We start from the raw sequence: 15,108 nt of genomic DNA, 5'->3' as shown, positions 1-15,108 counted from the left end.
AAAAGGAGCCATGTGGCTCCTTAATGTATAGATTTGAGTAATGCATTTCCGTTTATCGAAACGATTACCTTTGCATATTTGGCATCACGTTGTAAATCTTGACCTGTTCCTTCTTTTACAAAATAACTTTCAATCCCAAGTATTACTCCATTATAGCCATTGTATTTACCTGCAATGAGCACCTCGTCATTGGCGAGTTGATATTCATCAGGATTGATTGAAGTGAGGATATTCTCACGTTGATATACCCCATTTTTATCTTTTTTTGCAATGATATAGACTCTATTTCCTGAACGCATATTCTCTAGTTCATTGATTTCTGCAATTTCATATCTCAAAATGACATAGTCCCCTTGAAGCATGGAACGTGGGTCAACGGGAGCTAATTCAAGCTTGATTTCTCTTCCGCTTTTTAATTGTGATTCATTGCTACCAATTTGATAACCAATAAATCCTAACTGTAAAAGGAGTATGAGTCCAACTAGACTCCATTGTTTTTTCTTAAATTGCTTTTCTTTTTTTATCTCTTTTATTCCTAATCTGCGTTCAAAGAATTGGGTGATAATAAAAAACACAAGCCCGATAATAAGGAGTGAAAGTGATTTGTGGACAAGTGACCAAACAAAATCATAATATGTCGAAACCAATAAAGCTATCCAGAACAACAAAGTCATGCGATAAAGAAATACATCATCCTGGCGTGAGAAGTAAAGGATAAGTAGTGTTGTGATGATGAAAAACAATAGGCTATATAAAATTTCCTGCCAAAGCATATCATTTAAAAAGGTAAGCATATAGAAAAAGAGTAAGGCATAAAAAGAACAGATTCGTTTAAGCGCAGCATGTGATTGAACAAAATAATAAATAAGCACATTTAATAGTGCGACACCAATCAAAACTACCTCTACATGTTCCCATAGGCCTAATTCATCAAATAAAAGGTTAACTAAACAGCCAATGATAGTTGTGTAACTTAAGAAGCGAATCAAACCATCTTTCATAACAACAGTTACGATAACTGATACGATGATAAAGAAAATCGTAATAGGAGTTGAAAGGAAAAATGCTTCAAATAAACCCGAGAAGAATCCAATAAATAGCAAGGTATTTCTGACATATGGCCCAAGCCTTTTTACAAATAGCCCAACACTAATAAATAAAAGACTTAACACAACTGTTGCATAATAACTCGAAAATAGCAGGAAGAGTACTCCTCCAAAACTAATTGAAAACATGAAGGAACCTATAAGGGTGACAATTACAATTAATGTTCCTTTTATTGCTTGACCTATTATGGTTTCAGAATGTTTTGATGACAAATGTTTTGCTAACATGACGCCACCGATAATTAAGGCGATAGAGGCAATTGAGCCAATTATTTGTAATCCAAGATATCCGAGTGCATCTCCAAATAAAAACGGAATTTCGATGATTTTGGTACAAACATATATGCTGACCATTGTAAATAAAATAATGGAAAGATATTTATCAATTTTTTTCGTAACAAGATAAAAATAAGAGAGAACTGCAAATAAAATATATAAGATGTTTGTCCAGCCGCTATATGGTTCATATAATTCAAAAATACTCATTCCAATTAACATAAGATGGGCCATGGTATAAGACATATACCTAATAGCTTTATTACTCAGTAGATGTGTAAATGAAATGATAAACACGATTAAATTAAGCACTGCGATGATAAGAAATATGAGCCACTCTTGAAAATCTGTGCGAACAATGCTGTATGATGAGGGATTCATATAGAACCAATATGCAAGATGAAATAGGACAAAGCTAAGAATTGCGACAGGGGAGTAACGTGTGCTTAGCGCGAGTAGTAATGTCGGTATTAACCAAACAAGAAAAAGTACATAACTATCTGCATGTGAATTGTAAATTTGACCAATTAATGCGACACATAAACCAAAAGATATCGCACCTGCAACTAAGAACCATTTTCCTAAAAAAAGTTGATAAGATAGAAATTTTGTGGATATCATCGATAAAATATAAAATAGCAACATCCCGAACACTGCAAGAATCAGTTTTTCAAATCGAGTAAATTCTGGCCAATTGGCAGCAAAAAAGTAAAGAATTCCAGATAAAAACAAACTAATCGAAGCAAAGTAACCAAAAGGAATCAGCCTCTTCATTTAATACTCCCCATTTCCCTAGGAAAAATAAAAATTTTCTACTAGTACTATATGTTGTAATAACAAATCGTTGTAACGATTATAATATATTTTTCCAATTATGATACCTTTATTTTCATAAAAGTTACATGTAATTTGGGGAAACCTATTCTCGAGGTGAATTACGTATGGAATTGTTTTCAGCAGAGTTCTTTTCAACTCTACTTGCAATTGTAGTAATTGATCTCGTCTTAGCAGGCGATAATGCGATAGTAATCGGTTTAGCCGCAAGAAATTTACCAAAGGAACAGCAAAAAAGAGCAATCATTTGGGGAACCGTTGGAGCAATTATCATACGTGCTGCCGCAACATTAGCTGTAGTATGGCTTCTCAAACTTCCCGGATTGCACCTTCTTGGGGGAATTCTCCTCATCTGGATAGCCTATAAGCTTCTCACCGATGAACAAGATGATCATGAAATAGAGGCTAAAGGATCCTTTGTGTCAGCAGTAAGAACCATTATTGTTGCTGATGCATTGATGGGTCTTGATAATGTTCTTGGTGTAGCGGGGGCAGCCCATGGTAGCTTTTTATTAGTTATTCTGGGGCTAATTATTTCCGTTCCAATCATGGTTTGGGGAAGTACGTTGTTTATCAAATTAATCGATCGATTTCCAATCATTGTTACAATAGGTTCAGCAATACTTGCATGGACAGCTGCAAAAATGATTGTGGGTGAACCATTCCTTCAGGATGTCTTTGACAATCCCTGGTTCAAATACACATTTGAAGTTCTGGTTATTATAGCTGTTGTATTGATTGGAACAAAGATGAAGAAAACGAAAGCACAATCAATTAAAGAAAAACAAAAAGCTTCATAAAAGATGGCAGCCTATAGGGCTGCCTCAGAGTGTAGACAAAGTCAGTGCTGACTTTGTCTACACTACACGAATTATTAGGGATATCTAAATATAAATTTAATTCCCGGACTGTCTTGAAAACGTTTGTCAGACAAGGCGCGCAGCTGAGCGAAGACGCGAATAGAAGTTATCCTTCATGAGCGGACGAGGGAGGCAAGCAACGCAGTATGCGAGCGTTTGTCAACAGTCTGTGGCAGCCTATAGGGCTGCCTTTTTGGTATTTCAAAAAACAATGTATATTCCTTGGATAATAATGGATACTAAACACGAAAATTTTCACATAACGAAGAAAGGATGTATTTTGATGAAAAGAATTATTCAGTCAGGAATCATTTTAATGTTAAGCTTTTTCCTTTTAGGGGGAATTCAAGCATCTGCAGAGATGGGGAAAGATGTAGAAAGTCCAAAAGTTGAATTAACTGATAAGCAAAAGCAAGAGCTTGATAAGTTATATCTTGATCTTCTTAAAACGAAAAAGGAGATACTTAATAAGTATGTTGAATTTGGCGTTCTGTCAAAAGAAAAAGCCGATAAAAAACGTAACTGGCTAGATGAACATTACGAAAAAGTGAAAGAACATGGATACATACCATTGCATCGTCATAAAAAGCATAAAGATGATGAGGATAAAACTGACCAAGATTAAAGCACATTTTCAATAATAAGGAATCTCCACCTGATTTGGGAAAGCACCCAAACCATTAGGTGGAGTTTCTTTTTTTATTTCTTGTATTCCTAGTAGTATAATAAGAATAATGAATTTCATAAAACATTGACAATAGGGAGGAGAGGTGAAAATGCCCATTTCATTTATTAAAACAGAGAAACAAGAACGTTTATATAAACTTGTTAGTGAATTAGCAGATAAGTTCAATGAAAGAGCTGCAAAGTATGATGAAGCAGGTGAATTCCCTCTATTAAATTTCGAGGAATTGAGAACATCAGGCTATACTAGCCTTTCTATACCAAAGGAACATGGTGGAGAAGAAGGACTTTCCTTATATGATCTTGTATTACTACAAGAACGACTTGCGCAAGGAGATGGATCAACAGCGTTATCTATAGGTTGGCACCTAGGGGCAACCATGGATTTGTTTGATAAAAAGCGTTGGAACGATGAAAAGCGACTATGGTATGCAAAACAGGTATTACAAGGTGCATTATTTAACAGAGCGGCGACTGAGCCTCAAACAGGAAGTCCGACTAGAGGGGGGAAACCTCAAACAACAGCTAAGAAGGAAGGAAATAAGTGGATTCTATCCGGACGAAAAACCTTTACAACAATGGCGCCTGTCCTTGATTACATTGGAGTTATTGCTTCTATAGATGGAACGGATCAAGTAGGTGAATTTTTAGTTGAACGCACAAAACCAGGAGTCACAATTGAGGAAACTTGGGACACGATTTCCATGAGAGGTACAGGAAGTCATGATTTAGTTCTTAGTAATGTAGTACTTGAAGAAGATGATTTAGTCGAAATGTCAACACCTGAGCTAAAAGTCCAGCCAAACGGCTGGTTGCTTCATATCCCAGCATGTTATCTTGGAATTGCAATTGCAGCTAGAAATTACGCGGTTACGTTTGCAAATGAATATTCACCAAATAGCATTATTGGACCAATTAAAACGATACCAAATGTAGCGCGAACAGTAGGAGAGATGGAGGCAGAACTCTTACAAGCACGTCACGTTCTCTATTCAATTGCTGATAAATGGGATCGTTTAGATGATCGAAGTCAGCTTGGTCCTGAGCTCGGCTTAGCAAAATATATTGCAACAAATAGCGCCATATCTGTTGTTGACAAGGCAATGCGAATTGTCGGAGCGAGGAGCCTTCAAAAATCGAATCCGTTACAACGATATTATCGTGATGTCAGAGCAGGGCTTCATAACCCACCAATGGATGATATGACAATTGCGAAGTTAGCAAATTTGGCATTTAAAGAAATGGAATAATAAGTGGGTTGTCGCAAAGTTTTCATTTGTGACAACCTTTTAAAACACCTTCCTATCAGCTATACTAGCTTAGGGAAGGTGTTTTATGTACAGATTTATTTTATTACTCATTTTTTTCCTATTTATAAGCGGATGTAGCTCACCCAAGACAAATCAAGAATCTGAAAAGGTAGAGTTAACAGTTTCTGCAGCAGCAAGCATGCAGAACGTACTAGAGGAATTAACAAAGAGCTTTGAAAAAGAATATCCTACAATCAAGATTAGTTTTAATTTTGGAGCATCTGGTACACTAAGTCAGCAAATTTCACAAGGAGCCCCTGTCGATTTATTTTTATCAGCTTCAATGGAGAAATTTAATGTTTTAGTGGACGAGGGACTTATTCATAATGAACTTAATCAACACTTAATTGGAAATGAAATTGTTTTAATCGTTCCGAAAGAAAATGAAAAAAACATTACGTCACTCACCGATGTAAATACGAAGGCTGAACAAATTTCAATAGGCATTCCAGAAATAGTTCCTGCAGGAAAATATGCTAAAGAAAGTCTTGTAAAATTGAAGTTGTGGGATGTACTTGAAAATAAGATTGTCCCGGCAAAAGACGTACGTCAAGTACTTACATATGTAGAAACAGGAAATGTCGATGCTGGGATTGTCTATCAAACAGATGCTGAAATTTCTAACCAAATTCAAAGCATAACGATTGACCCTAGCACCCATTCTGCAATCATCTATCCGATTGGGGTAATAAAATCGTCGAACCATATTAGTGAAGCAACATTGTTTTATCAGTTTTTATCAAGTGAAGAGGCTTTAGCCATTTTCGAGAAATATGGATTTTTAAGATTACACTAAAAAAAGCAATTGGAGCACATGTCCAATTGCTTTTTTTAATCACATATACGGATGTACACCCTTTGCAACTTCTTGAACGATAGATGCAAGCGCTGAAATTTGCTGGTCGTCTAAGTTGAATGACTCCTTAATCTTTGTTTCAAGATTGTTTGTAATTCTGCGTTTGCCCACTTCTACAAGGGCAATAAGTGCAAAGCTGCAATTGACAGCTTTTGCAAAATCACGTTGAGTCATGTTGTTTCTTTTGCGTAAAAATTTAACGATATCTTTGTCAATCCTAGGCATTTTTACACACTCCTTACCTATGGCTATTACCAGTGGACAGATCAATGAAAAATCTATCATTCTATGATATCCACAATATTACCATCATATATAAAATTCGTCTAGGCAGGTTTTTAAATACCTAAAGAATTGGAAAAGCTGTGGCACTTGTCTACAGCTATCCAATCAATGTCAAGCTACAGCTGTGCAATCGCTACTTATTTATCTCCGTATAAACGACGTGCAGCATGGTTTGTCGGACCAACATATTTATTTAATTGGAAGGAATGACGAATAGCTGCTGTAATGAACTTCTTCGCTTCATATACAGCTTCTTTCACATGTAATCCTTTTGCAAGTCCAGCTGCAATTGCTGCTGAATATGTGCAGCCAGCTCCGTGTGTAAAAGATGTTTCAAAACGATCGCCTTCAAGTACTTCTAACTCATTACCATCATATAAAACATCCACTGCTTTATCATGTTTTAACTTTCCGCCACCTTTAACGAGTACATATTTTGCACCAAGGTCATGAATCTTAACAGCAGCGTCTTTCATTTGGTCGACAGTTGTGATTGAACCAATTCCACTTAATTGTCCAGCTTCAAATAAATTTGGAGTAATGACTGTTGCAAGAGGTGTAAGAATTTCCCTTAATGCAACAGCATGGTCTGGGAAGAGGACTTCGTCTTCACCCTTACAGACCATTACAGGGTCTACTACAAATTTTTGTAGATTATGCCTTTTCGCAGCATCAGCTGCAATTTCGATAATATCAACAGTAGGAAGCATACCTGTTTTTGCAGCATCTACACCAACTCCATCAAGGATTGTGGCTAATTGTGCCTTGATAATATCATGGTCAACTGGAAACACCTGGTGATTCCATCTATTTTTTGGGTCCATCGCCACAATTACAGTTAATGCAGACATTCCGAAAACTCCATATTCTTGAAAGGTTTTTATGTCTGCTTGAAGTCCAGCACCGCCGCTGCTATCGGAACCTGCAATTGTTAACGCTTTTGGTAAACTCATATTTGAAACCCCCATCTCTTAAGTTTGACATTTAATATTATATAACAATTGTCACAAATAGATATAATATGATAAAAAAAGAGCTTTTACAATAAAAGGAAGGTATAAAAAATTGATTTTCTAGTATAGAGTTTGATACAATACACTATTGTAAGAGAAAAGTGTAATTCGATCCTAAACACATTCATATCTTGCAAATATTAATGATAGGCGGTCGAAAATTATGACAGAAACAAAACCTTATAGAGTATTACTTTACTATCAGTATGTAACAATTGAAAACCCAGCGGAATTTGCAGCTGAGCATCTTGCTTTCTGTAAAGAAATCGGTCTGAAAGGCCGTATTTTAGTAGCGACAGAGGGGATCAACGGAACAGTTTCCGGTACAATTGAACAAACTGATAAGTACATGGAAGAAATGAGAAAAGATCCACGCTTCGCAAACACTGTATTTAAAATTGATGAAGCAGATGGACATGCATTTAAGAAAATGCATGTTAGACCACGTCCTGAGCTTGTAAATTTAAGCCTTGAAGACGATATTAATCCACTTGAATTAACGGGAAAATATTTAAGTCCAAAAGAATTTTATGAAAAAATGCAGGATCAAAATACAATTATTCTAGATGCCCGAAATACCTATGAATATGATTTAGGACATTTCAGAGGTGCAATTAGACCAGATGTTGAAACTTTCCGTGACCTTCCAGATTGGGTGCGTGAAAACAAAGAGTTGCTAGAGGGTAAAAAGATTTTAACCTATTGCACGGGTGGAATTCGTTGTGAAAAGTTCTCTGGTTGGTTAGTTAGAGAAGGTTTTGAAGAAGTTGGACAACTACATGGTGGTATTGCAACTTACGGAAAAGATCCTGAAGTACAAGGTGACCTTTGGGATGGTCAGCTTTATGTATTTGATGAAAGAATTGCTGTTCCAGTAAACCATAAGGAACACGTAATTGTCGGTAAAGACCATTTTACTGGTGAACCATGTGAACGCTATGTAAACTGTGCAAACCCTGAATGTAATAAGCAAATTCTATGTTCTGAAGAAAATGAGCATAAATATTTAAGAGGCTGCACACATGAATGCCGTGTACACCCACGCAACCGCTATGTAGCGGAGAATGGTTTAACTGAAGAAGAAGTAGCAGAGCGTTTAGAAGCTCTTGAAAAAGAACCCGTACAACAATAATGATGAAAACCACAGTGAATTGAGGTCACTGTGGTTTTTTATATCATGCACTTATAACCCAAACTAGAAATTCTGGTACAATAGAGTAAAAGGAAAGGAGCGAATCGTGAATTTTATTACATCCCATCCTTACATAGTTATCCAAAGAAAAATAGAGTGGAATGAACAAAAGTATATTGAAACACAACATCAGTTACGATTGTTCGATGACCGAATTCTTTCTTCTGTTAATGAATTTCAACTAGAACATGTATATGATGTTTCCTACAGAACAAGCTTTTTATACCTCCACACAAATCAGGGAGTATTCTCCTATAATATAAAAGAAGATCCAGATGCATTTATTAAAGCTTTCAAAGAGTTAAAACAATAACAATTTGAGGTGAATTATGGAAATCGATAACATTATATCTATAGTAAAAGACCGAACACCTTCTATATTGGGCCGTGGGAATTTTACACACTTTTCCATACTTCTTCCTTTAATTAAAAAAGAGGATGAGGTTCATATCTTATTTGAGGTTCGTTCCAATCAATTGAGAAGGCAGCCAGGGGAAATTTGCTTTCCAGGTGGGAAAATGGATTCAACTGATAAAAATGAACAGCATACTGCCATAAGGGAAACGATGGAAGAATTAGGAGTGAATGAAAAGCAGATAACCGATGTATCCCCACTGGATTATTTTGTATCGCCATTCGGTACGATTATTTATCCATTTGTCGGTGTGATTAACAAACCCGAACAAATCAGGCCGAATTCCGCAGAAGTTGGAGAAGTGTTTACAGTACCTTTATCTTTTTTTAAAACAAATCCCCCGAAAAACTTTAAAATTAAGTTTCATGTCGAACCGGAAGAAAATTTTCCATTTAACGATATCATTGGAGGAGAAAATTACAAATGGCAGATAAGGGGAATGAATGAGTACTTCTATTATTACGAGGACCGTGTCATTTGGGGGTTAACTGCTGAAATACTTAGACATTTTATTGAAGTCATAGAAAAAAACCCTAAATAAGGGCTTTCAGACTGTTGTCAAACGCTCGCATACTGCGTTGCTTGCCTCGCTCGTTGAGCTCATTCGGCAACTTCTATTCGCGTCTTCGTTCAGCTGCGCGCCTTGTCTGACGAGCGCTTTCAAGACAGTCTGGGACTTGAGTTAAAATTTAGATATCCTTAAAAATTCATGTAGACAAAATCAGTACTGACTTTGTCTACACCTTGATAGCCCTAAATAAGGGCTTTTCGTTTATCATTATGTAAATTTAACCATATTTAAATCATCACGAAAAAGAGTATTGCTCGATCGAGCAATACTCTACTTATATCCATCTAGTTATCAAATAAACCTCTAAGTTTCTCTTTAACCTTTTGATTAACATCTTTAAGATCTTTTTTTGCTTCTTCTAATACTAACTTCCATTTTGCACTTTCTTCTTTTAATGATTCTTCGATTTTTTCAGCTTGTTCTTTTATTTCTTCTTTTGTGATTGTTTTTCGATTTTCTTGTCCTGAAAGCTTCGCATTAACAGAGACGACTTCAAATGGTTCCACTTCTACGGTCGGGAGTACTTCTTCCATGATTGCTTTAAATAAAGGAACGACATAATCTGAACTGCTACCAGGGACATAATGTGTTTTGTCTGTTTTATCATAGCCTAACCAAACGGCCCCAACGAAATTTGGCGTATATCCAACAAACCATTGATCCTTTGTGCCGTTAATACCTTTATATGGAAGTTGAGTTGAACCAGTTTTGCCGGCTAACTCAACCCCAGCGATTTTTGTTCCTTTACCTGAACCTGTTTCAACAACATTTAGTAGCATTGATGTCATATCATCGGCTACCTTTTTAGAAGTTACACGAGTTGATTTGACCTTATGTTCGGCAATCACATTCCCAGTCGGACCTACTATTTTAGAAATGAGATGCCCATCTGTACGCTTTCCATCATTTGCAAAAACCGAATAGCCTTCAGCCAATTTTAAAGGAGAAATACCTTTATGCATTCCACCAAGTCCAATGCCAAGATATTCATCTTCTTTTTCAATCGGGATGCCAAATCTTCGCAAGGAATCAAGTCCTTTTTCCAGGCCAATCTGGTCTAATAGCCAAACAGTTGGCGCATTTAATGAATCTTCAAGCGCCTCGTACATTTTAACTTCTCCTTGGTACGTCCTTGAGAAATTCTCAGGTGTGTAATCTCCATATGTTTTCAACTCATCTACTAACACCGAAGTTACTTCATAGCCTTCTTCTAGTGCAGGAGTATATACTGCTAATGGCTTCAACGTTGACCCTGGCTGTGCTTTCAAATGTGTTGCACGATTGAAACCACGGAACACATAATCACCACGGCCTCCGACTAAACCAAGTACTCCTCCAGTTTCAGGGTGTAACATTACAGCACCACTTTGCACGAGTACGTCCCGGCTTTTTGGAAAAAGGTAGTCCTTTTTATAGACTGCTTCAAGAGCGGATTGTATATTTTGGTCCATTTCTGTATAGATGCGATATCCACGCGTGAGAATTTCTTCTTGTGTTAGTCCATACTTGTTAATTGCTTCATCAAGCACGGCATCTACATAATAAGGATAGTTTCTTTCGATATAGCTTCCACCGCCATCCTCAAGCTTAATTTCCTCATCTTTTGCTTGTGCATATTCATTATCAGAGATCATTTTTAATTCATGCATTTTTAATAATACGGTATTTCTTCTTTTGATTGCTCCATCGTAATTTCGAAAAGGATCTAAGGCAGAAGGAGCTTGAAGGAGACCGGCTAACATGGCAGCCTCACTAATCGATACATTTTCAATATCTTTATTAAAGTATTTTTTTGAAGCTTGGCTTATTCCCCATGAACCATTTCCGAAAAAGACTTGGTTTAAGTACATTTGCAAAATCTCGTCCTTGGAATAATGCTTCTCAATTTCTAATGCTAGAAAGAGCTCCTCAATTTTTCGCTTATAGGTCTGTTCAGGAGAAAGTAGAGCATTTTTAGTAAGCTGCTGCGTAATCGTACTTCCACCACCAGTGATCCTTCTGGCAAACAGATTATTAAAAAAGGCGCGCATAATCCCTTTAATGTCGAATCCATTGTGGGAATAAAAGCGTTCATCTTCAATTGCGATTACTGCATTTTTTACATGGTCAGGCAGGTCTTCAACTAATACACCTTCAGTTCGATTTGTCAAAATATTGGATGCAACCTCACCGTCTTTATCATAAATAACAGTTGATTGACGCAAACCGTCCTTCAATGATTGAACGTTGGCCTGACTAGCCATAAAGGCAAAGAAGAGCATAGACACTAAAATAAAAACTAACATTATCAGCAATAAAATTTTTGTAAGATGCTTTTCACGCCAAAATCGTTTAATAGATTGCCAGACACGTTTTATATACGGCATTATTTTTTCAAATAAACCTCTCATATTTGTTTCTCCATTCATTAGATAGCTTGAACTTATATTTTAATACAGTTATTTGGTTATGAGAAATATAATATAATTTAAGTATAGTTTAAAGCCATTTTAAATAGTAGTATGATTAAATTAAAAAGTGTTACGGGAGGGATAAATAGATGGAAAAACAAAAATTATTTATCAACGGAAATTGGGAAGAAGGCGTAGAGTACGAAGAATTACGCTCACCCTATAATCAAGAAGTAGTTGCGATGATACCACTTGCCACAATAGAACAAGTAGAAAATTCGATTGCAAGTGCACAAGAAGCAACTAAAATAATGCGAGATTTAACATCATTTGAACGTGCGGAAATACTGGAGAAAGTGTCCAATCTTTTCACCGAAAGACTTGAAGAATGTGCTCTTATCCTCGCTGCTGAAAATGCAAAACCATTAAAAGCAGCAAGGACAGAAATCATGAGAACAGCCGAAACCTATAAATTCGCAGCAGAAGAAGCAAAACGACTTCATGGAGAAACAGTACCGCTAGATGCTGCAAAAAGCGGAAAAGGTAGATTCGGATACACAAAAAGAGAACCACTGGGTGTTATCGCGGCTATTACACCCTTCAACTTTCCTTTTAATCTTGTAGCGCATAAGCTTGGACCAGCGTTTGCTGCGGGAAATACAGTTGTCTTAAAGCCTGCATCACAAACACCATTAAGCGCAATTATGACTGCAAAACTATTTGAAGAAGCTGGTCTTCCAGAAGGGGCACTAAATGTTGTAACAGGTAAAGGTAGTGTTGTTGGAGACCTGCTTGTTCAGGATGCGCGTGTGAAAATGATTACTTTTACAGGTAGTGTACCAGTTGGCACGCGAATTAAAGAAAAAGCAGGACTAAAACGTGTTACCCTAGAATTAGGCTCAAATGCTGCTGTTATTATAGATAGTACGGATAATCTTGACGCGGTAGCTGCTCGCTGTGCAGAAGGTGCCTTCAATTTTGCAGGGCAGGTATGTATTTCGGTACAACGGATTTATGTCCATGAAAATTTATTTGAAGAGTTCGTTGAAAAAATGAAGTACTATACTAGTCAATTCGTTCTCGGTGACCCGAATTTAGAAACCACAGATGTATCAGCCCTCATTAATCCGACCGAAACGGATCGAATTGAAAAATGGGTAAAAGAAGCTGAACAAGCTGGGACAAATGTCGTTATTGGTGGGAAACGAGAAGGAGCTGTTTTTCAACCAACTATTCTAGTTAATACTGGTGAAAATCTATCCATTTCCTGTAATGAAGCATTTGGTCCAGTTGTGTCTGTTAATTCTTACAAAACATGGGATGAGGCGATCGAGCTCGTAAATAACTCAGAATATGGATTACAGGCAGGGGTTTACACCACAAGTATAAAAAAAGCATTTGAGGCTGCAGACCGTTTGGAAGTTGGTGGAGTAATTATTAATGATATTCCAACCTTTAGAGTAGATAATATGCCATATGGTGGTGTGAAAAACAGCGGTGTTGGAAAAGAAGGAATAAAATATTCTACAGAAGAAATGACAGAATTAAAATTTGTATCATTTAAACTCTAATAAAGGAAGCCTACAGCACACATGCTGTAGGCTTTTACCGTTTTTTTACGTCTAGTTCCAGCGCCTAGCCCCTCGAGGTCACAACCTGTTCCGTCAAGAAGGTCAAAGAACAACCTTCTAGCCAGACCATCTTGTGCTTGTCGGACTTGCACAGGAAGTGCTGACATCGACGTTTGCCACAGGACGTGGCAGTATTTAGTCGATGTTCATCTTTCAAGGCGCTTGCACATTTGTTATGAAGCTAGTTTCCTTTTCCTTTCAGGTTTAATGGCGAATAATCCGCCCAGTAAAAATGTTCCACTGATAAAGAACACTGAAAAAATGCCAGCCCATGATCCCACCACACCAAAAAAGACGGGTGCAATTAACTGAGAAAGTCGATTTGAGGCAAGACGTAATCCTAAAACTTCCCCAGTCCTGGACTTTGGTGAGGCATTATAGGTAGTAGTCATCGAAAGTGGTTGACCGCATCCCAAACCAAGTCCCATAAGGGCACTTAATGCTCCTAATAAAATCACACTTCCAGTAAACGGAACTAATAAAAACGATATTCCTGCCATAAAAACGGAAGCAATTAAAACGCTGTCTCTTCCTAGCTTTTCAGTCAAAGCAGGTAATAAGAATCGAACGAGGATAATCGCTAGACCCTGAATTGAGATAATCCATCCGATTGTCGATGTTGAAATTCCATACTGTTTTGCAAACAGCGGAAAATATGCGATGAAAATATCTTTTGAATAAAGGACAAGCGCACTTGAAATTAGTGCTTTTCGTAATAAAGGCATTTTTAATAAACCGATTGAAGCACCAATGCTCGCTTTTTGTTTGGCCTTTTGTTTACGTAAAACAGGAATGAAAAATGAAATCAAAATAGGAATGATATTGATGAAAATCGAAGCAAGAAAAACAGAAGAATAAGAAATATGCTCCCCTAAATAGCCCCCGATGATAGGACCAATCATTGCACCCATAGCAGTCGCAATTCCAAATAAACTGTAATATTGATCTCGTTTTTCCTCTGTTGCAATATTTCCAAGTATGTTTTGCAAAGAAACCGTAATAAACACTGCTGCAGTTCCTACAATGAGTTGCGAAATAAACAAACTCAGCATAGAAGGAAAATAGTATGGGATAACCATTCCTGCTGTAATCCCAACTAAACCAAGAAGTACAGGTAATCGATCCCCAATTTTATCAGCAATTCTCCCTGCATGTATTGCAAATAGTAACGGAAAAAAGGCATAGGCTGCTGTCAAAATTCCGATATCAAACGTATTCGCTCCCATTTCGGAAGCATACAACGTGATGATAGGTCTAGTTGTGTTTAAAATTGTCTGAAACCCAGTACAGATGATGATGACTATCCAAAGAATCATGTTTTTCCCCTCACCTATTAACTCATTCTTTCTTATGTATTGATAAATATAGTATATTGATAGATATAAGTAAAATATTGTATTTGAATTAACAGTCATAAGATTTATGAATATCTAAAATGAAGTTTAGATAGGAGTGTTCGATATGCGCAGTCAGGATTGGGAAATCCTTAAAGTACTCTATGAAAATAAAAATATTACAAAAACAGGGAAGCAACTATTTATTTCACAACCGGCCTTAACAAATCGGATCAAACAAATTGAAAAGGAATTTGGAATTAAAATGATTAATAGGGATAGGCGCGGTGTCAAATTTACACCACAGGGAGAATACCTGGCTAAAAGTGCCGAAGAAATGATTTTAAAATT

Annotated in this window: 15 protein-coding genes; 9 read left to right on the top strand and 6 right to left on the bottom strand. The window is 36.8% G+C overall.

The window, feature by feature from the left end; genetic code table 11:
* Positions 1–20: 20 nt before the first annotated feature.
* Positions 21–2,156: a GDYXXLXY domain-containing protein gene (locus tag BTHG_RS07240; protein ID WP_010283516.1), complete on the bottom strand. Its 2,136-nt coding sequence runs from the start codon at positions 2,154–2,156 to the stop codon at positions 21–23.
* Positions 2,157–2,323: 167 nt separating this feature from the next.
* Here BTHG_RS07240 and BTHG_RS07235 point away from each other — a divergent pair, with 167 nt between their 5' ends.
* From BTHG_RS07235 to modA, 4 genes are all read left to right on the top strand, one after another.
* Positions 2,324–3,016 carry a TerC family protein gene (locus BTHG_RS07235; RefSeq protein WP_010283515.1) on the top strand — a complete coding sequence of 231 codons (693 nt, stop codon included), beginning with the start codon at positions 2,324–2,326 and terminating at the stop codon, positions 3,014–3,016.
* A gap of 343 nt (positions 3,017–3,359) precedes the next feature.
* The gene (locus BTHG_RS25700; protein WP_157256144.1) at positions 3,360–3,701 is read left to right on the top strand and encodes a DUF2680 domain-containing protein; all 342 of its coding nucleotides are present in this window, start codon (positions 3,360–3,362) and stop codon (positions 3,699–3,701) included.
* Between the two features lie 151 nt (positions 3,702–3,852).
* Positions 3,853–5,010 carry an acyl-CoA dehydrogenase family protein gene (locus BTHG_RS07225; RefSeq protein ID WP_010283513.1) on the top strand — a complete coding sequence of 386 codons (1,158 nt, stop codon included), beginning with the start codon at positions 3,853–3,855 and terminating at the stop codon, positions 5,008–5,010.
* An 85-nt stretch (positions 5,011–5,095) separates the two neighbouring features.
* Positions 5,096–5,866 carry a molybdate ABC transporter substrate-binding protein gene (gene modA / locus BTHG_RS07220; protein ID WP_010283512.1) on the top strand — a complete coding sequence of 257 codons (771 nt, stop codon included), beginning with the start codon at positions 5,096–5,098 and terminating at the stop codon, positions 5,864–5,866.
* Positions 5,867–5,905: 39 nt separating this feature from the next.
* Here the strand turns inward: modA and BTHG_RS07215 are convergent, their stop codons facing one another.
* Positions 5,906–6,151, bottom strand: a complete 246-nt coding sequence (locus BTHG_RS07215; protein ID WP_010283511.1) for a helix-turn-helix domain-containing protein — start codon at positions 6,149–6,151, stop codon at positions 5,906–5,908.
* Positions 6,152–6,348: 197 nt separating this feature from the next.
* Complete coding sequence (locus BTHG_RS07210; protein WP_010283510.1) at positions 6,349–7,164, bottom strand: bifunctional hydroxymethylpyrimidine kinase/phosphomethylpyrimidine kinase; 816 nt, start codon at positions 7,162–7,164, stop codon at positions 6,349–6,351.
* A 223-nt stretch (positions 7,165–7,387) separates the two neighbouring features.
* Between BTHG_RS07210 and trhO the strand changes: the two genes are divergently transcribed.
* The 3 genes from trhO (at position 7,388) to BTHG_RS07195 (ending at position 9,372) form a co-directional block, all read left to right on the top strand.
* The gene (gene trhO, locus BTHG_RS07205; protein ID WP_010283509.1) at positions 7,388–8,356 is read left to right on the top strand and encodes an oxygen-dependent tRNA uridine(34) hydroxylase TrhO; all 969 of its coding nucleotides are present in this window, start codon (positions 7,388–7,390) and stop codon (positions 8,354–8,356) included.
* 106 nt (positions 8,357–8,462) lie between these two features.
* On the top strand, positions 8,463–8,729 hold the full coding sequence (locus BTHG_RS07200; RefSeq protein ID WP_010283508.1) for a hypothetical protein: 267 nt from the start codon (positions 8,463–8,465) through the stop codon (positions 8,727–8,729).
* Between the two features lie 16 nt (positions 8,730–8,745).
* A complete protein-coding gene (locus tag BTHG_RS07195; RefSeq protein WP_010283507.1) occupies positions 8,746–9,372 on the top strand; it encodes an NUDIX hydrolase in 627 nt (208 codons plus the stop codon).
* Positions 9,373–9,686: 314 nt separating this feature from the next.
* Here the strand turns inward: BTHG_RS07195 and BTHG_RS07190 are convergent, their stop codons facing one another.
* Positions 9,687–11,768: a transglycosylase domain-containing protein gene (locus BTHG_RS07190; RefSeq protein ID WP_026021726.1), complete on the bottom strand. Its 2,082-nt coding sequence runs from the start codon at positions 11,766–11,768 to the stop codon at positions 9,687–9,689.
* A 173-nt stretch (positions 11,769–11,941) separates the two neighbouring features.
* Between BTHG_RS07190 and BTHG_RS07185 the strand changes: the two genes are divergently transcribed.
* Positions 11,942–13,363: an aldehyde dehydrogenase family protein gene (locus tag BTHG_RS07185; RefSeq protein ID WP_010283505.1), complete on the top strand. Its 1,422-nt coding sequence runs from the start codon at positions 11,942–11,944 to the stop codon at positions 13,361–13,363.
* Here BTHG_RS07185 and BTHG_RS26700 read toward each other — a convergent pair.
* Both BTHG_RS26700 and BTHG_RS07175 read right to left on the bottom strand, forming a co-directional pair.
* A complete protein-coding gene (locus tag BTHG_RS26700) occupies positions 13,360–13,530 on the bottom strand; it encodes a hypothetical protein (protein WP_157256141.1) in 171 nt (56 codons plus the stop codon). The two genes, BTHG_RS07185 and BTHG_RS26700, sit on opposite strands and share 4 nt — an antisense overlap.
* A gap of 66 nt (positions 13,531–13,596) precedes the next feature.
* The gene (locus BTHG_RS07175; protein ID WP_010283504.1) at positions 13,597–14,739 is read right to left on the bottom strand and encodes an MFS transporter; all 1,143 of its coding nucleotides are present in this window, start codon (positions 14,737–14,739) and stop codon (positions 13,597–13,599) included.
* A gap of 145 nt (positions 14,740–14,884) precedes the next feature.
* On the opposite strand from BTHG_RS07175, the gene BTHG_RS24440 reads away from it, so the two are divergent.
* On the top strand, positions 14,885–15,108 hold a 224-nt coding region (locus tag BTHG_RS24440; protein ID WP_010283503.1), incomplete at its 3' end, for a helix-turn-helix domain-containing protein.

The organism is Bacillus timonensis (assembly GCF_000285535.1).
Classification (GTDB): Bacteria; Bacillota; Bacilli; order Bacillales; family Bacillaceae_L; genus Ferdinandcohnia; species Ferdinandcohnia timonensis.
The sequence above is the reverse complement of the archived record's forward strand: the minus strand, read 5'-3'. Positions and strand labels throughout refer to the sequence as shown.